At 42.6% G+C, this 22,714-nt stretch carries 18 protein-coding genes and 15 tRNA genes; 11 read left to right on the top strand and 22 right to left on the bottom strand.

Annotated features, from left to right (window positions below; translation table 11 throughout):
• Window positions 1–457: 457 nt before the first annotated feature.
• The 5 genes from H6G32_RS01465 to H6G32_RS01445 all read left to right on the top strand — a co-directional run bounded on the left by H6G32_RS01465 (window position 458) and on the right by H6G32_RS01445 (window position 6,117).
• Window positions 458–694: a hypothetical protein gene (locus H6G32_RS01465; RefSeq protein WP_190453698.1), complete on the top strand. Its 237-nt coding sequence runs from the start codon at window positions 458–460 to the stop codon at window positions 692–694.
• Window positions 695–870: 176 nt separating this feature from the next.
• On the top strand, window positions 871–2,634 hold the full coding sequence (locus H6G32_RS01460) for an ATP-binding protein (protein ID WP_190454003.1): 1,764 nt from the start codon (window positions 871–873) through the stop codon (window positions 2,632–2,634).
• 104 nt (window positions 2,635–2,738) lie between these two features.
• Entirely contained in the window at window positions 2,739–3,413 is a 675-nt protein-coding gene (locus H6G32_RS01455; RefSeq protein WP_190453695.1) for a DUF3386 domain-containing protein, read from the top strand.
• Between the two features lie 128 nt (window positions 3,414–3,541).
• Window positions 3,542–3,772 (top strand): NifU family protein, encoded by a 231-nt coding sequence (locus H6G32_RS01450; RefSeq protein WP_190453693.1) that lies wholly within the window; start codon window positions 3,542–3,544, stop codon window positions 3,770–3,772.
• 110 nt (window positions 3,773–3,882) lie between these two features.
• Window positions 3,883–6,117, top strand: a complete 2,235-nt coding sequence (locus H6G32_RS01445; RefSeq protein WP_190453690.1) for a glycoside hydrolase — start codon at window positions 3,883–3,885, stop codon at window positions 6,115–6,117.
• Between the two features lie 176 nt (window positions 6,118–6,293).
• Here H6G32_RS01445 and H6G32_RS01440 read toward each other — a convergent pair whose 3' ends face one another.
• Window positions 6,294–7,181 (bottom strand): DUF4394 domain-containing protein, encoded by an 888-nt coding sequence (locus H6G32_RS01440; RefSeq protein WP_190453687.1) that lies wholly within the window; start codon window positions 7,179–7,181, stop codon window positions 6,294–6,296.
• Between the two features lie 769 nt (window positions 7,182–7,950).
• Between H6G32_RS01440 and H6G32_RS01435 the strand changes: the two genes are divergently transcribed.
• Window positions 7,951–9,042 (top strand): serine/threonine-protein kinase, encoded by a 1,092-nt coding sequence (locus H6G32_RS01435; RefSeq protein WP_190453684.1) that lies wholly within the window; start codon window positions 7,951–7,953, stop codon window positions 9,040–9,042.
• Between the two features lie 391 nt (window positions 9,043–9,433).
• Complete coding sequence (locus H6G32_RS01430) at window positions 9,434–11,560, top strand: serine/threonine-protein kinase (protein WP_190453681.1); 2,127 nt, start codon at window positions 9,434–9,436, stop codon at window positions 11,558–11,560.
• 145 nt (window positions 11,561–11,705) lie between these two features.
• Here the strand turns inward: H6G32_RS01430 and H6G32_RS01425 are convergent, their stop codons facing one another.
• From H6G32_RS01425 to H6G32_RS01415, 3 genes are all read right to left on the bottom strand, one after another.
• On the bottom strand, window positions 11,706–11,975 hold the full coding sequence (locus H6G32_RS01425) for a GlsB/YeaQ/YmgE family stress response membrane protein (RefSeq protein ID WP_190454000.1): 270 nt from the start codon (window positions 11,973–11,975) through the stop codon (window positions 11,706–11,708).
• Between the two features lie 235 nt (window positions 11,976–12,210).
• Complete coding sequence (locus H6G32_RS01420; protein WP_190453679.1) at window positions 12,211–12,756, bottom strand: RNA 2'-phosphotransferase; 546 nt, start codon at window positions 12,754–12,756, stop codon at window positions 12,211–12,213.
• A 142-nt stretch (window positions 12,757–12,898) separates the two neighbouring features.
• Window positions 12,899–14,200 (bottom strand): amino acid permease, encoded by a 1,302-nt coding sequence (locus H6G32_RS01415; protein ID WP_190453676.1) that lies wholly within the window; start codon window positions 14,198–14,200, stop codon window positions 12,899–12,901.
• A 49-nt stretch (window positions 14,201–14,249) separates the two neighbouring features.
• Here H6G32_RS01415 and H6G32_RS01410 point away from each other — a divergent pair, with 49 nt between their 5' ends.
• Window positions 14,250–14,387 (top strand): hypothetical protein, encoded by a 138-nt coding sequence (locus H6G32_RS01410; RefSeq protein WP_190453674.1) that lies wholly within the window; start codon window positions 14,250–14,252, stop codon window positions 14,385–14,387.
• On the opposite strand, the gene H6G32_RS01405 is transcribed toward H6G32_RS01410, so the two are convergent.
• The 16 genes from H6G32_RS01405 to H6G32_RS01330 form a co-directional block, all read right to left on the bottom strand.
• Window positions 14,388–14,459 (bottom strand) — tRNA-Lys (locus H6G32_RS01405).
• Window positions 14,460–14,616: 157 nt separating this feature from the next.
• Complete coding sequence (locus H6G32_RS01400; RefSeq protein WP_190453671.1) at window positions 14,617–15,171, bottom strand: hypothetical protein; 555 nt, start codon at window positions 15,169–15,171, stop codon at window positions 14,617–14,619.
• 91 nt (window positions 15,172–15,262) lie between these two features.
• Window positions 15,263–15,338 (bottom strand) — tRNA-Leu (locus tag H6G32_RS01395).
• A gap of 4 nt (window positions 15,339–15,342) precedes the next feature.
• Window positions 15,343–15,415: transfer RNA gene (locus tag H6G32_RS01390), tRNA-Pro, on the bottom strand.
• A 4-nt stretch (window positions 15,416–15,419) separates the two neighbouring features.
• A tRNA-Leu gene (locus tag H6G32_RS01385) sits at window positions 15,420–15,494 on the bottom strand.
• Window positions 15,495–15,501: 7 nt separating this feature from the next.
• Window positions 15,502–15,578: transfer RNA gene (locus H6G32_RS01380), tRNA-Leu, on the bottom strand.
• 16 nt (window positions 15,579–15,594) lie between these two features.
• Window positions 15,595–15,670 (bottom strand) — tRNA-Gln (locus H6G32_RS01375).
• Window positions 15,671–15,675: 5 nt separating this feature from the next.
• Window positions 15,676–15,752 (bottom strand) — tRNA-Gln (locus H6G32_RS01370).
• A gap of 5 nt (window positions 15,753–15,757) precedes the next feature.
• Window positions 15,758–15,853, bottom strand: a tRNA-Asn gene (locus H6G32_RS01365).
• Between the two features lie 6 nt (window positions 15,854–15,859).
• Window positions 15,860–15,933: transfer RNA gene (locus H6G32_RS01360), tRNA-Phe, on the bottom strand.
• Between the two features lie 10 nt (window positions 15,934–15,943).
• Window positions 15,944–16,018, bottom strand: a tRNA-Arg gene (locus H6G32_RS01355).
• 5 nt (window positions 16,019–16,023) lie between these two features.
• Window positions 16,024–16,134 (bottom strand) — tRNA-Ser (locus tag H6G32_RS01350).
• Between the two features lie 4 nt (window positions 16,135–16,138).
• Window positions 16,139–16,219: transfer RNA gene (locus tag H6G32_RS01345), tRNA-Tyr, on the bottom strand.
• A 7-nt stretch (window positions 16,220–16,226) separates the two neighbouring features.
• Window positions 16,227–16,299: transfer RNA gene (locus H6G32_RS01340), tRNA-Glu, on the bottom strand.
• A 107-nt stretch (window positions 16,300–16,406) separates the two neighbouring features.
• Window positions 16,407–16,480 (bottom strand) — tRNA-Met (locus H6G32_RS01335).
• 6 nt (window positions 16,481–16,486) lie between these two features.
• Window positions 16,487–16,560, bottom strand: a tRNA-Asp gene (locus H6G32_RS01330).
• A gap of 507 nt (window positions 16,561–17,067) precedes the next feature.
• Here H6G32_RS01330 and H6G32_RS01325 point away from each other — a divergent pair.
• A complete protein-coding gene (locus H6G32_RS01325) occupies window positions 17,068–17,907 on the top strand; it encodes a polysaccharide deacetylase family protein (RefSeq protein WP_199327946.1) in 840 nt (279 codons plus the stop codon).
• Window positions 17,908–17,940: 33 nt separating this feature from the next.
• On the opposite strand, the gene H6G32_RS01320 is transcribed toward H6G32_RS01325, so the two are convergent.
• Both H6G32_RS01320 and H6G32_RS01315 read right to left on the bottom strand, forming a co-directional pair.
• Window positions 17,941–18,333, bottom strand: coding sequence for an alr0857 family protein (locus H6G32_RS01320; RefSeq protein ID WP_190453667.1), 393 nt, complete (start codon window positions 18,331–18,333; stop codon window positions 17,941–17,943).
• 16 nt (window positions 18,334–18,349) lie between these two features.
• Complete coding sequence (locus H6G32_RS01315) at window positions 18,350–18,871, bottom strand: HNH endonuclease (RefSeq protein WP_190453997.1); 522 nt, start codon at window positions 18,869–18,871, stop codon at window positions 18,350–18,352.
• A 413-nt stretch (window positions 18,872–19,284) separates the two neighbouring features.
• Here H6G32_RS01315 and H6G32_RS01310 point away from each other — a divergent pair, with 413 nt between their 5' ends.
• The gene (locus H6G32_RS01310; RefSeq protein WP_190453664.1) at window positions 19,285–19,620 is read left to right on the top strand and encodes a hypothetical protein; all 336 of its coding nucleotides are present in this window, start codon (window positions 19,285–19,287) and stop codon (window positions 19,618–19,620) included.
• 1,073 nt (window positions 19,621–20,693) lie between these two features.
• Complete coding sequence (locus tag H6G32_RS01305; protein WP_190453662.1) at window positions 20,694–22,712, top strand: GAF domain-containing sensor histidine kinase; 2,019 nt, start codon at window positions 20,694–20,696, stop codon at window positions 22,710–22,712.
• The last annotated feature ends 2 nt before the right edge of the window (window positions 22,713–22,714 follow it).

The following is a 22,714-nucleotide window of genomic DNA, read 5'->3' as shown; positions in this document are numbered from 1 at the left end:
CTTTGCCAAGACGCTGCCAGAGAAAGATAGAGAACTCAGAACCACCTCTGGGGACTAGCGGCAGTGTTCAGAAAAATTAATAAATATTGACTCTTTAATAACTGACTCTAGAGACAGGTGTACTTTTAAGAATTTTATGAAAGTCTATTTATAGCTGCTGGTATTCATCAGCCAGGAGCGTACAATAAATATAACTTAAAGTATATGTAGAGATCAGGGACAATTACCATCGATAATTACCCAAAACCTCTGATGTACTGACAAAATGTCTAAAGAAGCTATTGTCTAGCGATTTATATGAAAATTGCCACTTGAAACTTGAAGAAGTGTTACTTTGGTACTATTTCGGGGAACTATGTAACTGTACTCTTTCATATTTGTCAGCTAAATAGCCCGAATCATGAATATAGACGCTTGACAGAGCTTTGGACAAAACAATTTCAGAGCATCTAAACCCATGAATATGCAAGAAAAACCTACCGATCCGGGACACAGACAAGCCGATAAGGTAGAAATAGCTGTCCGCCTGGACTCTGAGTTAATAGAACAAATTCAGCATCTCACTAATGATCCTAGTAAAGTGATCGAGGTGGCAATCCGCCAGTGGTTACGCGGTGATGTGCCCAGAGATGATGAACTGACACGCACCCCGGTGCGTACACCTGTTCCACCACGGGGCGAATGGAACGATTGAAATTATCTATCCAACTGTTAGCCAAAGATTAAAAAAATGTGAAGTTTGCTGATCTGGATTCCAGAAAAGCTGAATATAGCCAACTAGAAATGAAAAAGCTGTAAAATTTTATGCCAAAATTTAAACAGCTTTAGTATAACCACGGTGGGATGCCATTTGTCTACCCAACTCGATTAATGACTATTACTGCCAATACCCAATTGCCGAATTTGTCTCCCCAAAATCTGGACTCTGTTACCAGTAATAATGATGGTGTATTACCAACTTCTGGAGCTGAGTTGGTATATACCCAAGATGGGGCAGGGCGCTATCTGACCTTTTATTGGCAGCACAGCGAACTCCTGGTGTTAAACCCTGAGAAAATACTTGAGGATCTGAATCCGGATGAGAACTTTGTGCCAGTAGACAAAGTTACTTATTTGGAAAGGTTGCAGCGGATTTTAACAAGTTTAGTGCCGGAAAGGGTTCAGTGTTGGTTTAGCTACTGCCAGGAGTTATTTGAGTTGGAGTTGGCAATCACTCCGATCATGCCGCGATTGGGTCACGCTGCGACTACAGTGTTGGTGATGGGACGGTTGCTGCAAGCTAAAGTCAACGCCAAAGAAGTGAATGGGGCAACAAAAACGCCTACACAACTAGAGTTGGCGATGCGATCGCAGCAACACCAAAAACTGGTAAATCAAATTACCAGCAATATCCGGCGGACATTAGATATAGATATTATTTGGCAGCAAACAGTTGACAGTTTAGGCAAAGCGCTAAAGCTAGAGCGTTGTATTATCTGTCCCTACCAGCCCTCTAGCTCAAAAGTGCGGGTGATAGCAGAGTATCACCAGCCAGGGCAAAGTTCAATGATTGGCTCAGATATAGATATCAGTTCTGAGCCTGCCTTTGCTCAGACCCTGGCAACCCTAGAACCAATCATCATGGAAGTGACTGGCCATGGTCAGTTTCAGCAGCAGAAAATTTTGGTCGTAGCTACTTGCTATCAAGACCAAGCCAATGGATTGATTGCCTGGAATTTGCGAGATGAATGCTACCAGTTGACAGCAATAGAACTGGAACTAGCTAAAGAGATAGCAGATCAGCTGGGAACTGCGATCGCTCATGCTACTTTATATAAAGAATTAGAAGCAGCAAGACAAAAAGCAGAAGAAGCCTCCCGCCTCAAAACCGAGTTTCTGGCCAATGTATCCCATGAAATTCGTACCCCCCTCAATGGAATAATTAATCTTGTGCAGTTAATTTTGGACGGCACAGTCACCGATCCAGAAGAACAAAATGAGTTTTTGACAGACGCTCACAAATCATCAATTCATCTGCTGAATGTCCTCAATGATATCTTGGACATTGCCAAAATCGAAGCAGGCAAAATGGAGATAGTTTGTTCTCCAGTGAGTCTAGATGAGCTATTTAGTGATGTAGAAAACTTCATGCGTCCCCAAGCAGAAATGAAAAAACTGAGCTTCCGGATGCAACAACCTGCGATCTCCGATGAAATCATCGTCCAAGGCAACTATCAGCGGCTGCTACAAGTCATGCTCAATTTGGTAGGCAATGCCATCAAATTTACCCATGAAGGTGGTGTCACCATCAGTGCTGATTTAGTACTGAAAAAGGGGAAGGCAAAATTACCCAGCCAGGGATTTCCAGGGATAGTAAAAGTCCGGGTGGCAGATACTGGTATCGGTGTTTCACTGGACAAACAAGATAAACTATTTCAATTATTCTCTCAGGTAGATGGCTCCCGCACTCGCCATTACGGCGGTACAGGTTTGGGACTAACAATATCCCAAAAGCTAGTAGAGGCGATGGGTGGCGAAGTGCATTTTTATAGTCTAGGGGAAGGACTTGGCTCAACAGTCACATTCACCATCCCACTCTATCAACAACCAGTGGTGTTTTCTTCTAGCGAGGTAGTTCAACAACCCTACCTTTAGAAGTTGGGGAGAATGTCAATAGTCTGGTTGTAGAAACAGACCGATAACGTTCTAGGTCTCGGTACTTCAACTACACTGAATAAAAGTGATGTCGAAGTTGTGATATGACAGTTCAGACAACAGCAGGTGTTTTATTCCAAACCGCTTACGAAAGTCGTTACACTTGGGACGAAAACTTTCCTGGCTACAGTGCAGATGTGCAGCTGCTACAGGGGGATGAAGTTTACACTGGAAAAATACGCATTAACCACGACTTGAGCGTAAAAGTGACGGATGTTAGGGATGCAGAAGTAGAAGAAGGTATCTATATCCAGTTGCAGGAAATGGTTACCCACTGCAAACGCTCCGATTTCCAGCAGTCCTATGGTAAATTTGAGTTTATCTTAGGCGAGATAGATAAAAGTGGTGTGGTAGAAATTTTGGTTCAGGGCGACTCCATAAATTCTCATTACAAAATCCGAGACCAGGAAATTTGCCAGGAAATTCGGGTAATGGGTCGCATGGCTTTAGTGATTAATACCCACGAAAACTTCAATACTGGTGCTGGCTACATTGCAAGTCGCTACGATGCAGTTTTCCGCGACTCAAAATCGAATCAAGTTAATAGTGTCCTAAAATTCGCCGACACATATCAAAAAGTTGGCGACTATTACATAATGACCAAGCAGGTTGTGCAAGAGTATCAAGAGTGCGCTAACGATACTCCTGCCCAAGAGGCTCTGTCCATAACTGAGTTTAACTACTCCAATATCAAGCTGCTAGAACCAGTAACCGTTTAGGGCAAAATCTCACGGTCATTGGATCTAGTAGGATCGATTTGAAAGCAGGAAAATAATATTTTGGGTAATGGATCACAATCCTAATCTCCAATTTACTTCCCCATCTTTAACTTAGCAGGTCTAAAACTATGGAACTTACAATCGCCAACGTGGAAACAGTCTTAGATGAAATGCGTCCTTATCTCATATCTGATGGCGGTAATGTAGAACTCGTAGAACTTGATGGGCCAATTGTCAAACTACGGTTGCAAGGGGCTTGCGGTTCTTGTCCCAGTTCCACAATGACCTTGAGAATGGGTATTGAACGACGCTTACGGGAAATGATTCCCGAAATTGCCGAAGTAGAACAAATTATGTAGGGACTGAGGATTAGGGGCGATGGGTGTTTGATGAGTGATCAAGATTAACTTGTTATCATTGATAATTTATCATGAATGCCTGATCTCTAAATAGCCCCTAACTACTCCCTATGTCTCAACCCCTCTACGTCGCTTTTATCTGGCATCAACATCAGCCGCTGTACAAATCCCCTGGCAGCGGCATTTCACTATCTTCTAGTCAACAGTACCGTTTGCCTTGGGTACGCTTGCATGGTACTAAAGACTATCTGGATTTAATATTAATTCTAGAGCGGTATCCTAAGCTTCACCAAACGGTGAATCTAGTGCCGTCGTTGATATTGCAATTAGAAGATTATATTGCTGGTACTGCCTTTGACCCTTACCTCACAGCCAGCTTGACGCCTACTGAAAATCTAACTCAGGAACAGCGGGAATTTATTATCCAACACTTTTTTGATGCCAATCACCACACTCTGATTGACCCACATCCCCGGTACGCCCAGTTGTATTACCAAAGGCAAGAAAAAGGGCAGGCTTGGTGTTTGGCTAATTGGCAGTTGCCAGATTACAGCGATTTATTAGCTTGGCACAATCTGGCGTGGATTGATCCGCTATTTTGGGATGACCCGGAAATTGCCACTTGGTTAAAGCAGGGACGAAATTTCACTTTAAGCGATCGCCAACGAATTTATACCAAACAGCGAGAAATTCTCAGCCGCATCATCCCCCAACACCGTAAAATGCAAGACTCAGGGCAACTAGAAGTCACTACGACGCCCTACACTCACCCGATTTTACCTTTGTTAGCGGATACTAACTCCGGTCGGGTAGCAGTGCCACAGATGAATTTACCAGGGCAGCGGTTTCAGTGGGCGGAAGACATTCCTCGTCACTTGCAGAAAGCTTGGGATTTGTATACAGACCGTTTTGGGCAGGAACCGCGTGGTTTGTGGCCTTCAGAACAGTCAGTCAGCCCCGATATTCTGCCGTACATTATTAAGCAAGGTTTTAATTGGATTTGTTCAGATGAAGCCGTTTTGGGTTGGACACTAAAACACTTCTTCCATCGCGATGGGGCGGGGAATGTGCAGCAACCAGAACTACTATACAAACCCTACCGCTTGCAAACTCCTGCAGGTGATTTATCAATTGTTTTTCGCGATCACAGATTATCAGATTTGATTGGTTTTACCTACGGGGCAATGCCAGCAAAACAAGCAGCAGCTGACTTAGTGGGACACCTGCAAGCGATCGCCAGAAAGCAAAAAGAATACCCTAGCGAACAACCTTGGTTAGTTACCATCGCCTTGGATGGGGAGAATTGCTGGGAATATTATCCTCAAGACGGCAAACCCTTCCTGGAAGCTTTATATCAAAATTTAAGCAACGAACCCCATCTGAAACTCGTCACCGTTTCCGAATTTCTAGCAGAATTTCCCGCCACAGCCACTATCCCCGGAGAGCAACTGCATAGCGGTTCTTGGGTGGATGGTAGCTTCACCACCTGGATAGGTGATCCCGTCAAAAATCGCGCTTGGGACTACCTAGCACAAGCTAGGGCAGTGCTGGCAAATCATCCCGAAGCCACAGAAGAAAATAACCCCGAAGCTTGGGAAGCTTTGTATGCTGCCGAAGGTTCCGATTGGTTCTGGTGGTTTGGTGAAGGACATTCTTCAAATCAAGATGCCATCTTTGACCAGTTGTTTCGGGAACACCTTTATGGCATTTATAAAGCGTTAAATGAACCAATACCTTCATATTTACAGAACCCGCTAGAGGTTCACGAAGCACGCACCAACCATACCCCAGATGGGTTTATTCATCCCGTAATTGATGGTAGGGGTGATGAACAAGACTGGGACAAAGCTGGACGGATAGAAATCGGTGGGGCCAGAGGAACGATGCACAACAGCAGCCTCGTCCAGCGACTTTGGTATGGGGTGGATCACCTGAATTTCTATGTGCGGGTGGATTTTAAAAATGGTGTTTTTCCAGGTCAGGGGTTGCCCACAGAGTTAAGTTTGCTGTGGTTCTATCCAGACAAAACAATGGTCAATAGTCCGATTCCCTTAGCAGATTTGCCGGATACAGGGCCTGTTAATTATCTGTTCCACCACCATCTGGAAATTAATTTGCTGACGCAATCGCTTCAGTTTCGCGAAGCTGGAGAAAATCATCAATGGCATCCCCGTTTCAGCCGCGCTCAAGTAGCGTTAAACACCTGTTTAGAGGTGGCTGTGCCCTGGGCAGACTTGCAAGTACCGCCTGATTATCCCTTGCGGCTGATTTTGGTACTTGGGGATGAAGGGCGATTCTGTAACTATTTGCCGGAAAATACTTTGATTCCCATTGAGGTGCCATAATCCAGGCAATAGAGGCGGCATTTTACGCAGTATTAATCCTTAATTTCAAAGCTGGTGCAGGGATAAAAACTCCGCACCAGCTTTGTATGACTATATCGTCGAGTGCCTGATCAGTCTGCTTCCATAAAAGCGCTAAAAAGCTGGGGGCAGACTATATGGCGAGACTAGAAGTCTGACTAATTGACTAACTTAAGGCGACGGCGGTAGCAACCTAATAAAGCAAGGGCGCTGACACCGAGAAAAGAGCCAAAACTAATACTTGGTTCAGGGACAGCAACAACCGTGAGTCCGATGAGACGCTTCTCACTACCGATAGTGCCTAATGAGGTAGCGGCACCTGTGGTCAAGTTGATGTTATATAGAATGGAGCCTGATGCCGAGGCTGGAGTCAATGCGGCGAAGGCAGTATTCACCCCATTGTTGGTAAAAATGTCGAACCCTGCTGCCGAGTCAATGTCAATACCGAGTGAACCTACTTGCACCAAAGTACCATTATTAGGCGGATTCTGTATAAATAATGCGTCGAGGATGTAGTCAATGTCGTACAGCGTCGTTCCAGTTGCCGGGTTAATATCTGCATTAGTGTATGCTACAGCAGTGATGTTGGGGTCTCCTGGGTTCAGTGTGCCGTCAACAATGACCGCACCAGTATCTACATTGATGCGGTAGTTTTGGTCATTGCTACCGACGACCCGTAGGCGATCAGGTACTGGGTTGAAGTCCACTCCGGAAATATTCCCCCCATTGAAGGGTACGGAGAGGGTACTCACAAAAGTAGCCGCACCAGTGAACGGGTTAATTGTGTATATCTCATTGGTAGTCGTGAGACCGTATATCTTATTGTTAGCTGGACGACGGTCAATGCCCAACAAAGTACCATTAAGCCCAGTAACTTGGGTACTGGTAGTAGCGGTCGGAGTGCTGGAGTCAAACAAAACTAGAGTGTTGTTGTCAGTTAGACCTACCAGAGTAGCGGCTGCCACAGGTTTGGCTACGCTGATTAGGTCAAATATCGTTGCCACGGCCAGTGCAGTGACGACTGTAGCGAGCTTATTTATTTTCATTGAAAAGCCTCTAAATTATTAAATTTTTGCTAAATCTAAACAAGTAAAATTTCAGACGACTACGCAAAGGCTAAGTATACTTGCGTCCTTGTAACTTGCTTTTTGTAACATTTCTTAAATCTTACTCTAAGAATAGACAGTACATTAGGTAATACGGTTAACTCAAGTAAATAGATTTACCTTCATCAAATCTTTAAAGAACTTTAGATAAAATTATAGCTAATTGAACTATGGGTAAAATTATACCTAATTCCTGACTTTTACTTGGCGATACCCATGAAAAACAGTGAGAATCCTTGCAATTGGACACTTTAGTTATTAGGAAAATACTGAAACTATTCCTGTAACACCTAACTATTATTATACATAAATACATTTAGGCAATTTCTGGTACGGTTGTCCCATTTTGTATAGTTTCGATAAAGGGCTTATGCTTTTCTTTGCCATGAGAAGAGAATGGCATGAAGGCAAGGGACTAGGGGTTTCATTAAAGTTATCCTTTCATTGGCGGTTCCTGATCCAAAATCTACTGGTTAGATGCGTAAACTCGGTGCTTTTTGGCGGCTTCACACAAAATCTTGGGTGAAAACGAGATTGTAAAAACCGCCAATGGCTGACCAATTTTGGACAGGTTTTCCCCAAGGGAGAAAAATATAGGCGCAGGCAGATTTATTCAAGATTTTACAGACTACTAGCGCTAAATACTAATTGTAGTTAAATTAAAAATATCCCAGAGTAGCTCTTTCACTTCAACTAGCCTTTTTAACCGATGAATCGCTTCTCTCAGAACATAACGAATTTGCACGATTACACTTTACAGCAAACTCAGCTTGCTCAGATGTGTGGTTCTAATGTGCTATTTCGCGATCGCTATGAAATAGTGCGAATTTTGGGTAGAGGTGGTTTTGGTGTCACCTTTTTAGCCAAAAATACCCCACTACCTGGTAGCCCTCTATGTGTAATCAAACAGCTTTATCCCAAGGTAACTAGTGCCAAGAGTTGGCAAAGGTCATGTCAGCGTTTTGAAAAAGAAGCAAAAATATTAGGTCAACTTGGTAGCCATTCTCAAATTCCCATGCTTTTAGACTATTTTGAAGGTAATGGAGAGTTTTATTTAGTCCAAGAATATGTGCGTGGTTCTACTCTGGCAAGAGAAGTGAGGCGAACAGGCCCCAAAAGTGAAGCCGCAGTTAAACAGTTTTTGCAAGAATTATTGCCAGTATTGCAGTATCTTCAAAAACATCATGTAATTCATCGGGATATTAAGCCCCAGAACTTGTTGCGGTGTGAAGAGTATCAACGGATAGTGCTGATAGATTTTGGCGCGGTGAAAGAGGAGTTAGTTGATGCTTGTCAAAACTCAAGCAATAAAAATGCTAGTACCAATTTTGTAGGTACAGTAGGATTTGCACCACCAGAACAGCTTTCTCTCAGTCCGGTTTATGCCAGTGATATTTATGCTCTGGGTATGACTTGTCTTTATCTGTTGACTGGTAAAGGCCCTTTAGATTTTCAATATGACATGAATACTGGTGAGGTATGTTGGCAAAAAGAGGTAAATATCAGCAACAATTTTGCTAGGCTTTTGGACAAAATGTTGAAAATTTCTTTAGATGAGCGGTTTAAGACTGCTAATGAAACAATCGAAGCTCTTGGCAGAGAAAGCCAACCTACTTTGACTAACTGTTTAACTACCCAAATATTGAGTAGTAAAAGTTATACAGAGGAAGAAAAACAGCCCCAGGTATATGTATCACCTGTGGCCAGAACTGCTAGCGCTATTCGCGAATGGAGACAAAAGCTCAAGGAAAAAAAGCTGTACGGCAATTTTTCTCGTTACGAATCTAAAGTATCAAATTAGCAATAAATCATCAGCTATTTAAATTTTTCAAAAAAATTAGTAAATATTTAGACCGCATTAAATTTTATTGATGCTTGAGGAATCAGGGTTTTCACTTTTAACTCAGTAGCTTTCTGGTGGCGAATATACAAGCAAAATTACAGCCTCAGCAGTTTTACAAGCTTTTCAATTCAGATTGTTATATAATCGGGAAAATAACTAATCCTATGGCTTTCGTGGTTTTTTACTGCTGATGATAACTGACTACTATTTTCAAATTCTGATTATATTAAGTAATTCTCCAATCTTCAAAACAGGGTCATCTAACATCAGTAGACGAGAACCTATTCTTTTCAGGGTACAGCCGGGGTCAAATTAGCATAATTTGTTACGCAGTCGCGCCTGTCAGCTCATGATCTGCTGCTTAAATCCCGATTGCCCAAATCCCCAAAATCCCGATGGAAAAAAAATTTGTCAAGCTTGTAGTACCCCGCTGGTACCACTTTTGAGAAATCGCTTTCGTGTCATTCGGGTGCTTTCAGACGAGGGGGGATTTGGCAGAACCTATCTCTCAGAAGATATAGATAAACTAAATGAACGTTGTGTAGTTAAGCAATTAGCGCCCAAATTTCAAGGAACTTGGTCGCAAAAGAAGGCAATGGAGTTGTTTGCTGAAGAAGCAAAACGACTCCAAGAACTGGGAGAACATCCACAAATTCCCACTTTGTCAGCTTACTTTGAGCAAGATAACTGTTTGTATTTAGTGCAGCAGCTAATAAATGGAGATAATTTATTAAGAGAATTGCAGTTGCGATCGCACTATAGAGATTGGGATATTCAATCAATTTTGCTAGATTTATTGCCTATCCTCAAGTTTATCCACGACCGCGGAGTTATTCACCGAGATATCAAGCCAGAAAATATTATCCGGCGTCAAGGTGATGGGCGATTAATTCTGATCGATTTTGGCTCATCCAAACAATTTACAGCAAAAGTACAAAATAAAATTGGCACATCAATTGGTTCACACGGCTATTCGCCAATTGAACAACTCCGAGATGGTCAAGCTTACCCATCTAGTGATTTGTTTGGTTTGGGGGCTACTTGCTTTCATCTACTAACAGGAATTTCACCTTTTCATTTGTGGATGGAACATGGGTATAGTTGGGTAGCAAATTGGCAGCAATATTTACATTGTCCTTTGACTAATGAATTAGCTCAAGTTCTCGATAAACTGTTACAAAAAGATATACGGCAGCGCTATCAATCAGCCGATGAAGTTATTAGAGACTTGACTAAAAACCAAAGGAATTTATTATCTCCTGCCACCAATTCATCTGTTAAAAAACCAAAGCTTAGGTCAGTTTTTGTTCCTAAAAAATATATCTTTCTCAGAAATTTACTATTGATAGTTGCTGTTATTTTGGTATTCGGATTAGGCGAATCTGGGTATAGACAATATATGCGTCTGCAAACTGGTCTACCCTCTAGTTTGAGTCGGCCGAATTACCATTCAAATAGTGAGGCGGTTCTGAGTCAACCACCAAAAATTGGCTGGGGTAATATTGCCTTAGTCAACACGCTGAAAGGACATGATCAATCGGTTTTATCTGTCGCTATTAGCCCCGATGGTAAAACTATAGCCAGCACTAGCGATGGGCTTCGCCCAACCGGAGGTGATGGGCTACGCCCCACCGGAGGTGATCGCATTATTAAGCTATGGAATCTCGCCACAGGTCAGCAAATCTCTAGCCTGAGTGGGAATTCTCAAAGGGTGAATGTGGTGATTTTCTCCCCAGATGGTAAAACCCTGGTTAGCGGCGGTGATGATAACACAATCAAAGTCTGGAATCTGGCAACAGGTAAGCAAATTCGCACCCTGGAAGGGCACTCTGACTCAGTTCACGCCCTAGCAATCAGTCCTGATGCCCAAACCCTGGTTAGTGGTAGTGATGATAACACAATCAAAATCTGGAATTTGACAACAGGTAAGCAAATCCGCACCTTAGTCGGTCATACATTCTGGGTGCGGTCTGTGGCTTTGAGCAAAGATGGTGTCACCCTCGCTAGTGGTAGTTTTGACAAAACGATCAAACTCTGGAATATCAGCAAGGGAAAAGAAATCATCACACTCAAGGGGAATACTCAAACAGTGACATCTGTAGCCTTTAGCCCCGATGGTAAGACCTTTGCTAGTGGAAGTCGCGTTCGCTTCCAGCACGACGGAGGTGATGGGCTACGCCCCACTGGAGGTGAACGCACTATTAAACTGTGGGATTTAGCAACAGGAAAGGAAACTCGCATATTGGCGGGACACGCTAACACCGTGACATCTATAGCCTTTAGCCCCGATGGTAAGATTTTGGCTAGTGGGAGTCGTGATCGCACTATCAAACTGTGGAATCTCGCCACGGTCGAGGAAATTACCACCTTGGAAGGACATACCAATACTGTTACATCCCTCGCCTTTAGTCCTGATGGTAAAACTTTGGTTAGTGGCAGTGAGGATAATACAATCAAGATTTGGCGTTTATCTTAGTGTTAGGGGCACAAGATTGTTTTTTAATGTTTAAATACTCCACCATCTTCTAGGTAGCAGATAATTTATGTAGGCTAGAAATAGAAAAAGGTTAGTTTTTAATAACTTGGATCTAACCATGCTATTTTCACTATTCAAGTAATAATTAATTGGTACGTCCAGTAAATAAGCCCCAGAGAAAAATGGCAATAATGGCACCAATAATGGCAACAATTAGCCCAGGAATACTTAGTGCGGCAGTGGTAAATTGTAGTCTTCCTGTTTCTAAAAGAGTCACAATAATCCCCCCGATGACCGCACCTATGAGTCCTAAAATCATTGTTGAAACAATTCCACCACCTTGACGGCCAGGGTAAATAGCTTTAGCGATCGCTCCGGCAATCAAACCTAGAATTATCCAAGCAATAAAGTTCAGCATAATTCAACCCAACAAAAACCTTATAACTAGATTAGTTATTCCAGTTGAGTTGTACTTCTACCATAAGTGATAGTTAATGAGCAAACAATAGACTCATGTGTCCAAATTAACTTTTTCTTCAGCAGTAGAAAATATGTAATTCCTGGGAGCAAAGCTTGTAATGAATCTAAGAATTTATTAAAAGCTGTACTTAGGGAAAAAAGTGGACTTCTTCGTAAACCATTCTCAAAAATCAAATCTTTTGTAGATATTCAGGTGGTACTTGATCTACCAACCAAACACCATTATCAGAACAGTAAAAAATGTAACCCATCTGATGCATTGCCTTAGAATCAACAGCAAAAACTATGGGATTACCATGTCTTGATCCGACTGTTCTTGCTGTGGCAATATCCCTTGATAAATGGACATGATGCCGCAACATTTTGGACAGTCCTGTTTGGAGAATTGACTCTACAGATTTACATCCCGTACCGTGATAAAGGACATCTGGAGGAACAGCAGGTTCTAACTGTAAATCAATTTCCACACTGTGCCCTTGATTAGCCCGAATTAGAGTACCTGTAGAGTCAAAAGAAAAACGTTGTTTATCGTTAGAGTCAACTACTACCTGTAATTCTTGACGAGTAATCGGAAACTTGTTTTTAGTACAAGCAATAAGTAGTTCATCAACAGCAACCCAACCACCAGAATTAAGTTTAATTCCAATTGCATTTGGTGTGTGTCGCAGATATTTGCTGAGAAATTTACTGATTTTTACTAGGCGAGAATTATTCATTTGTAATCATCTGCTATCGGTATTTAATCAGGGAGATACTCATGGTTTTCTAGTAATCCCAGAAGCAACCTATCAAGGCGATGACACACATCCATAAACTGAATATATCATTCCACAAATTGTGTTAATTATTTCCGAGTATTTAAATTGACAGTATTTGTTTAACTATCAAGGCTAAGGCAACTGTAATCATGATAATTAATGTCGCCTTACCACCAGGAACGAGTGGTTGATTCATACTATTTTTGAGTTCTTGTGCTTCACGTTGCTTCCAACTCATCAATGCTGGAATAATTCCACCTAAAATGGAAATGCTTAAGGTTCCCGTATAATCTAGGGCAGTAAAAAAGATGCTGGGATTAAGGGTTCCGAGACTCATCGGCGGGAACAGAATCAACGAATATAGGGGTAAGCGAGAAAGTCCACCTTGTGTAATTAGAGAAATATCTTTGAATAAATCCAGCAACCCGTAGACAAATCCAATGAAGGATGTAACGATCGCAAATTCTGAGAAAATCGATACTAGCACTCCTAACAATTCTCCTGCACCACCCGCTCGCAGGATTTGCAGGGGGTCAAAAACAGTTGCGCCAACTGATGCCAGCTTTAGCATATCGGGACTGACGCTTCCCAAAATCACTGCATTCCATGCCAAGAACATAATTAGGGGAATCAGGGAACCAATAACGATAGACTGACGAATCTTTTGCACATCTCCTTCTAGTTGAGTTACAACCACTGGCACAACGTTTTGGTAGAACAGCGCTACACACATCACCGAAACGGCGCTACCCAAAGCAGTCCAGTCTTGAAATAATATTTGGGCGCTCTTAACTTGCCCCCCTCCCAGCAACAATAGTCCCAAAAAGGAAACAATGACAATGGCAACAAAGGCGCTGTTTAACTTTTGAATAAATCTTTCTCGCCCAAGATACATAATGCCGCCAAACAAAAGCGTGAAAGTCGTTGTTCCCACCCATGTAGGTAAAACGTTCTCCATACCGAAAATTTTAGCGATCGCAGATATTAGAATATCTCCACCTTGGGTGATGTATGCCACTAACAGGGCATAGTGCATAAATAAATATGCGCCACCGGCAATTCTGGCTCCCAGCTTACCCAGAGTCTTCTCAACAACTACCAACAAACCTACGCTTGGACGTCCTTCCAGACGCATCGCGTTCAAAGTCACTTCTGCAATCAACAAACCTGAGACTAAAGCGTAAAGCCAAACAGCAATCAACAGGGCTGTAGATGGCAGCACACCAGACGGTAGAGTTACCGCAGGTAGGGCAAGAATACCAGCCCCAACAGTGGTTCCCGCAACCAGTGCCGTACTGCCTAATACAGTGCCTGGTTGATGATTTAGCTGTTTGCCATCAAATTCCAGGTGAGAAAAGAAGCGAGTGACTTGGCCTTGATCTGATTTGAGAACAGTCTTCATAGTTGATGCCAAAATACGCGCCTAAACTGAGGACACAATATTAACTTATATGACTAAGTATAACAAACTTCCTCGATTTACTGCTTTTTTCAGCTACAAGCTAGTGCTAGCGGCAGATTACGCTGTCATACATGCCACTTTCACATCTCAAAAATTAGTGGCGATCGCTCCTGTTTTTAATAGATAGTGGGTGATAGAGGAGTCGAACCTCTCTAGGGCGGATTAAAAGTCCGCTGCATAGCCGCTTTGCTAACCACCCATTAATTAAACAATAAGTAAATACACTGGGAAGGTACTGCCCCTTCTACAACACAGTTATCGGCTGTGTGCGTCGCTATCCCGCCTCCAGTGCATCAAAGGAAGATGGAGGAATCGAACCCCTACAGTTGCCTATACCCTGGTTTTAAAAAATAAGTTTACTTATTCCTTAGATTTTCTAGTTCTTCCTTGAGGTTTTTGATTTCTTGGTTGAGCCTTTCGACTGTTTTCCTTAACCCAATTACCCCCAGTCTTTTTTGTCTGAGTTTCTCTGCTTCTTTCTGCCAATATTTTTTTAGATCCAAATTCCTTTTTGAAGAATATTCAAATTTATCTCTTGCAACTTTTAATTTATCTATTGTAAAGTTTAATTTATCTATTGCGGCTTTGGAGACAGACTTTTGCCATTTTATCTTTTCTAAAGAAATACGCCTATTGGCTGCATTATTTATTTTTTCAAGAATTGTTTCATAAGGTTTTTTTAGCTCTTCTATTCTTCCTAATAAAATTTCATTTTGTATTCTCAAGTTTTTGTTTTCTTGTCTCAGAGTTTCGTTTACGTCGTTTAGAAAGTTATTATGTTTTTTAAGATTTTCAATTCTTGTATCTTTTGGAAGAGATATCCCTGTTTTTTCAACAGAAGTATTGACTTGTGAGTTCAATACTTCATCGCTGCGCTCCTGAATGTCTTCATTATAAGATACATATCCCATATAAAATGACTCCGGGCTAAAGGGTTAGTCTTAATTATACCTCAAGCAATATTACAGCTACTGGGTCTTCCATTTGGTAACGAGAGAGCAGTACCCCTGACAGGAGTCGAACCTGCATAAAAAACCAGGTCTAAGCTGGCCACGTTTTCCAATTACGTCACAGGGGCAAAGTCGGGGTGACAGGGATCGAACCTGTGACATCCTGCTCCCAAAGCAGGCGCGCTGCCATCTGCGCTACACCCCGTTGATGCTCCTGGAGGGAGTCGAACCCACACATAAACCGTGTTTAAGACGGCAGCCTCTACCAATTGGGCTACAGGAGCAAGGGTTTGGTACTCCTGGTGAGACTCGAACTCACAACCTACTGATCTTGAATCAGTCGCCTCTACCAATTGGGCTACAGGAGCATATATAAATTAAAATTGGCTGCCCTGCCTGGGTTTGAACCAGGAATCTTCCCGTTCAAAGCGGGAGATGTTGCCAATTACACCACAGAGCAATAAATGGATGCCGGAGTTGGGGTTGAACCAACCTCTCCATCGTTCAGAGCGACAGCGACTTACCCAATCGTCCATCCGGCAATAAATGGCTGCCCCAGTAGGACTCGTAGCTTGCTTCCCGAAGGGTACCTACAACAAAAGCAGTTAACAGCTGCTTGCTCTACCAATTGAGCTATGAGGCAACGAAGCCCCCCAGGTCAGAATTGAACTGACGACCTCTTGATTTTCAGTCAAGCGCTCTCACCAACTGAGCTACCGGGGGATAAATGAGACGAGAACGGAGGGATTTGAACCCTCAAATCTCCAGTTTCGTAGACTGGGATGTTATCCAGTTACACCACGTTCTCAAAAACGGAGAGGACAGGATTTGTTCGCGTAGCGTGCCGGAGGCATACCTGGGACGGATTTAAAAACCCGTTTCCTCTTAGCAGGAGGACGCTTTGAGCCACTCAGCCACCTCTCCACAGTGGGTTGGGTAGGAATTGAACCTACAACCAATAAAGGACACTTTTACAGAGTGCTGCCTACACCATTAGGCGAGCCAACCCAAAACCATAGCCCCAACGGGAATCGAACCCGTGTTAACCAATCGAAAGCTGGTTGTCCTTGACCGCTAGACGATGGGGCCAAATAAGGCAGGGACTAGGATTTGTAGACGCGGAGCGGCTTCCCGTAGGGTACCTAGAACTAACGGTTTTGGAGACCGTGATGTTGCCGTTACACCATCCCTACATTTGGTGGCAGCGGTGGGATTTGCACCCACATCACCCAGGTTATGAGCCTGGTGCTTTGCATTAAGCTACGCTGCGTTATCACGGGAGTAACGAGAATTGAACTCGCAACCTTTCGCTCGACAGGCGAATGCTCTAACCAATTGAGCTATACCCCCATGTTCGATATCTGCGCCTAAAGTTTTAGGGATTTGGGCACAGATGTTTGGTGAAGTTGCCCTTTTCTTATTCAGTTTTCAAGGTTCGGAAGATTTACTTTTAAGTCTGAAAAATTGTTAGAAAAACAACCGACGATCAAGGTAATAAACTTGTCGTGTATTACGGATGTATTCTATGGTTTTTATCTTGGCAAACTGAGAACTTTTTTTGTTCATTGCCTCTACTTCAGATGGTTTGGAAGTGTGAGGGGTTTTAGTGGGTGGGGAATTTGGTTGATGCCAACGTTTTTCCTTTCTTACTGTGTAGAACATGACTTTTGAGTCTTGAGAAGCTTTGTTTTACGCTTCATACATTTATACTACATAAATACTACAAAGGTGTCAAGGGGTTGGAGAAAATATTTTTTAAATTGTCTACAACTGTTGCTGTAGTTAGCTTTTAACCGGAGGGCATCTAGAAAAAGTCAAACTACAGCTTATGATTATGTGAGTCTTTGGAAACCTGATTTGACAGACAACCACCTTCAGCGACAAAAGATTCTTGGTGTTGTCGCGATCGCCTTTTTTGTAACCGCTTGTAGTATTGCCCCAAGCTCCCCGCCAAAACAGCTTAAAAGCGAACCCAATTCGGTATCTATCCCCGAAAATCCGGCAACCAGCCAGGCTAATCCTCAATCACAGCCAGCAGCTAAAGTAGAAAACCTCACTTTTAGCGTCCCAGCTAAATTTCAGGGAAAAACCGTTTATAAAGTCCAACCCAGCAATAGCGATAAAGTGATCGCCCTGACTATTGATGATGGCCCCTGGCCGAAAACAACCTTAGAAATGTTGGATATACTCAAACAAAATGACGTTAAGGCGACATTTTTTTGGGTAGGGAGTGCCTTAGAAGCACATCCAGAAATTGCTAAACGAGTTGTAGCTGAAGGTCATGCCATTGGTAACCATACTTGGCATCATTGGTATCGAAAAATGGATGAAGCCACAGCTAAGAGTGAAATTGAACGCACGGCTCAACTGATGTACAAAACTACAGGTGTAAAAACATCTTTGTTTCGTCCTCCAGGAGGGTTTTTAAACAACGGATTAGCTGCTTATGCTAAAAGCCAGAAGCAGTCTGTCGTTATGTGGTCTGTAACTTCAGCCGATACTGATCCTCATGCCAAACCACAGGCATTTGTGAATAATGTCCTCAAAGGCGCAAAACCAGGTGCTATTGTGTTGATGCACGATGGCGGTGGCGATCGCTATAGAACAGTCAAAGCATTGCCAGAAATGATCAGAGGACTCAAACAGCAAGGCTACCGATTTGTCACAGTTCCCCAACTACTATCTATGGAAAACTAATGGGTAGGCTGCAGACCTAACCCAATAGTTTGATTATTCACTCATTACAGAGGCGCTGCTTTCTTGCGCTTCCTGCCAAAGTTTTTGCAGAAAGAACTCTGTGCGATCGCTCAAAGTGGTGACAAACACACCCACCCCATCCTCGGAAGCATCTGCTAACCAAGAACCTTGCAGAGTAACTTCCATATACTCAGCATCGCAGGTAGAGAGCGCCATGATTTCACTATCATTGCGTTTCACCCCAGCAATCAGAGTTTCTACTCCTGGCAAATCAACAGGAAGCAAAAAGGAAGCAGTGCTCGGTTCAATGCAGATACTTTGCCCGACTCGCAGTGCCAAAATCACTCGCTGTGCCACCCATTCTTCTAAGGAATGAGTGAGACACTCTAAATAAAAGCTCCCTTCGGTGTAAGTTAATTTCAGCATTCCTTATGCTCTCCTGTTATTCCAGGTTTGCTTGCACATCATTCCAAAACTGTGTAGTGCTTTCGCGGACGGCAAAAGAAATTGCCGGGTGAAGTGGTGCTTTCGGTTTAGTACGAAGTTGCATACCAGCTTCAGCAAGGGTGCGATCTCCTTTACGGGAGTTACATCTTTCACAAGCCGTGACTACGTTATCCCAGGTGTGTGGGCCGCCTTTAGATCGCGGCAGCACATGATCTAGTGTTAGCCGTTTGTTGCTACCGCAATATTGGCAACTGTGATGGTCTCGCCGCAACACTTCCCGCCGATTGACCGGCGGAACTTTCCACATCCGCTCAGTAGAAGCGATTTTTAAGCGGATGTGTTTTGGCACATAAAGTACCAAGCTGGGTGAGTGAACTTGCCATCCGCTTTCCGTTGACAAATCCAGCGCTTCCGCCTTATCTGTTACTAACAGCACAATCGCCCGCTTGATATTGATCCGACACAGTGGCAAGTAATTTTGCGAAAACACCACCACAGATTGCTTTAACACTTGCATTCCGCTCGTCACAGCTTCACTCCTTATAAAGAAACCCCCGCTTCTTATTTGGTAGAAGCGGGGGTTAGAAATAGACCGAAAAGTTCTCTGGTCTTATATCGATACAGTGTTCCTTTCCCTGTACCCCCCGCTTCTCGCGTCTAGTTGTGGTTTTGCATTCAGCCCATTAATGCTGATATCTCTAAAATCATAATTACCCTCTGTGTTATGCCGTTGATCTCGGCTGCCGCCACCCATAAATAAATACTCCACTCCCATAGCGACTAATTCCCAACTGAAACGGCAATTGGTAGCTCGCAAAGAAGTAGAGATGGGGTAAGCGGATTTCACAGAAAATTTCACCTATTGAACATTCCTTTAAACATACTACACTTGTATTACTATCCTGTCTATACCTTTAAGGAGAAAAAATCATGCATACCATTACTCGCACCCCAACCACCGACATGGAAGTTACCAGCATTCGCTTAGAGCGAGAACTCAAAGATAAACTCAAAGAAATAGCAGGCAATCAGGGATATCAAGCCCTAATTCGAGATATCCTCTGGAATTATGTCCAGCAAAAATCAGGCGAGTGGAAACCCCGATTTTCACGAACTGACATTCGAGCGAGTATAGCTGCTACAGCCCAGCAAGAGGAACGCTGTGTACTCACAGGTCAACTAATTCAAGCACAACAACCGATGTTATTAGGACTAACGAGGAATGGCGATATGGTTCCTCTAAGTGTCGAGAGTCTGGCTGGCTAGTCTCATATTCAGTTGAATGCAGCCCAGTTAGCTCAATAGCAACTGGGCTGTACTCAAAATTTAGCTTTGTTTTTGAAGATCAATAAATTTAATTTTTAAAGCTTAAAAGCTATATAGTTATTAAATTGTACTGATATGGCAAATAGTCAAGACTTACGCAAAAACTCTCTCAAACCCTTCTTCCTTTGCGTCCTTTGCGTCCTTTGCGGTTGGTTTCTTCATGATGAAAGCCTAAGTCCCGATAGTTTATCAATCTGCTTCCCACCCCATAGATGCTTTGCAGTTATCCCTCAATAGAATTTTTATTAGTCTTTGGACACCTAGGAATAAACTGCAATCCCTCTAAATCTCAATAATTTGGGATTACTTATACCTGTGCGTGTCTTTGTCTAGACTAGGACTTACGCATTGACAAAAAATGGTAAATATGAAGATCAGTTTTATTCATTGAAAGTCCTATAGATTGTGCGTTCCCTAACGCACACTACGGGTAGGATTGCTAAAGAGACGCATCCAAAAAGCCTGAATAGAAGATAAATTTTTACCGTGCGTAAGTCCCATAGGCATAGAAATTGAATTTGTAAAGTACAGCAAAATATGCGACTTAACCACGGCTTTACTACACCCAATAGATAGATACCGCAGTCAAGACAAGGTGAGAGAAAAATATTACGTGTTACTGTAGGCGTACCAGTGTTAACCCGGAGGCAATTAACTGAGATTTGGGTGAAATTCTAGAGAAATTACGGTTTAACAAGAGCTAGAGACAGGCTATTGTAGGTCAAAGATAGTAAATTAACTCAAAATATAAATGCCAAAAATAATATCTGTAAAGCATCTATTTGTGAGTAATCTTACTATCCTCTAGAATTTTTATCGCCTATGTAGAAATTTGTTGAAAATATTAAATAACTTGTTCATCTGACATAGAAAGGAACTATAACAGGTGAAAGGAACTTTCATAAAAAAATTAGTAAATAATTTATTAGGGTCTAGCAATACAACTAACTGTAAAGGACATAGCAAGAGGTTGGGTACAAGAAATGGGATCATTATCCAAAAGCGTGCTAGGAATGAAAAAGCGTTTATCGTCACTGCCAAAGTGTTCAGATGAATTTGAACGACAAGTATACCCAGTCAAGCTGATGCAGCATCAGGAAAAAACTGCCGATGGGTTGGCACAAAAGATTAACCAAATCATTGCTAAGAGTTCGGTGTCTTCGATGTTGCAAGAAATTGCTCAATTGCTAGGAGGAGCCTTTCAAGTAGATTGTTGCTGTATGGTTACAGTGACAGGTGAGATATCTGGTGAAGCGACTGCGGCTAATTGGTGCGCTGATAAGTATTTAAAATTGCCTCACTCAGACGGAATGTTCTCAATGGAACAGTTGCTGATAAACTTGCCAGTGGTACAGTGCGCTGCTGAAACATTAACGATTGAAGACATTTCGACAATTCAAAAAAGTCTGGTAATTGGATGTCAATATTTTCCACTCCCAATCAAGGCAGTGTTAGCAATTCCTACTCGGTTGGGCGGGAAAAATAATGGCATAATTAGTCTAATAAAATTCCAACCCTATGAGTGGAATGAATCAGAAAAACAATTGCTCAAAGCGATAGAATCGTCTTGTGCGATCGCATTTTCCCAAGTCGCACAATTACAGTTGATTGCCTCTCAACAGCAGTCTCTGCAAAAGAGCAACCAGTATCAAAGCTTAATCAAGCAATTAACCATACTGAGCCGTAGCAACTTGGAGTTGAATCAAATGCTCCAGTTAGTTATTGCCTCAACTGCCGAATCTCTACAGGCAGATAAGGGTTTGCTGATTCTCCTAAAATATACAGATCCCCTGTTTAGAACTCAATCTAAAAAACAAATTCCCAAAGCAAAAGCCACTGTCATTGGGGAATGGAATCAGGTTAAATCCATCTCCCGCAGCAGTAAACCAGACAAATCAGATCAGTCCTACTGGCTTTCAGACTGTGGTTTATGCCAGCGTGTGTTCACAGAACCGGGAAAAGCAGTAGTCATTGATGACTATCAAGACCAAAAGGATAGCTGTACCCCTAATCCATTGTTTGGTGTTGAGGAAATGCCTGCGGTGTTGTTAATGCCATTAGAGAGCCAAGGCAAAGTTTTAGGATTTTTAGTCCTCCAACAAGCAGTTGCTCGCAGTTGGGAACCAGCAGAATTAAATATTGTGGAAATGGTCTGCGCTCAACTGAGCAATGCCATCATACAGTCACAGACACTACGGCAAGTACAGACTTTGGTAGATGAGCGCACAGAGCAACTAAAGCGCAGTCTGGAAGTGCAGGCAAAACTCTACGAAAGAACAAAGCAATATGTTGAGCAATTGCAGGAACTAAACGAGCTCAAAGATGAATTTTTGAGCAATATGAGCGATCGCTTACGTTACCCCCTGACAAATATGCTAATGTCCATCAGAAACTTGCGTCTGCCGGGAATCGCACCAGAACGCCAGGCTAAATACCTAGATATCCTAGAGGTAGAGTGTACCAAAGAAATTAACTTGATTAATGACTTACTCACCCTCCAGAAACTAGAGTCTCATCAAGGAACTCCACACCTAGAAACCATTGATGTAACTCTAAAAATTCAGGATTTAGCCGCATCTGTTAGTAAAAATCTAGCAGAAAAAGGATTAAGCATCGCTGTAGATTTACCCAATAAGCCGTTAAAACTCCAAACTGAACTAGAGAGTTTTGACCGCATTCTCAAAGAGTTATTAACTAATGTCTGTAAATACTCGGAGCATGATAGTATCGTTCACCTGGAAGCGGCTCACCGAGTTGATCAAAAAATTGATCAGGTTATTATTAAAGTGACCAATATAGGACGTGGCATCTCTGAAGAAGAAGCAACCTATATTTTTGACAAGTTTCGTCGCGGTAAAGGGCGCTGGATTCCAGGGACTGGCTTGGGACTTGCTTTAGTCAAGTCTTTAGTGCAGCATTTGAATGGAGCGATCTCACTAGAGAGTATTCCCCTAAAGGATTCGCATTTGAGCGAAATCTGTTTTACCTTAACTCTGCCCCAATTTTCTGACGCAAGTAAACCACCTAGCTGAAA

This window comes from Cylindrospermum sp. FACHB-282, from assembly GCF_014697195.1.
GTDB lineage: Bacteria > Cyanobacteriota > Cyanobacteriia > Cyanobacteriales > Nostocaceae > Cylindrospermum.
Note: the sequence above shows the minus strand (reverse complement) of the source record. Positions and strands in the feature narration are given on the sequence as shown.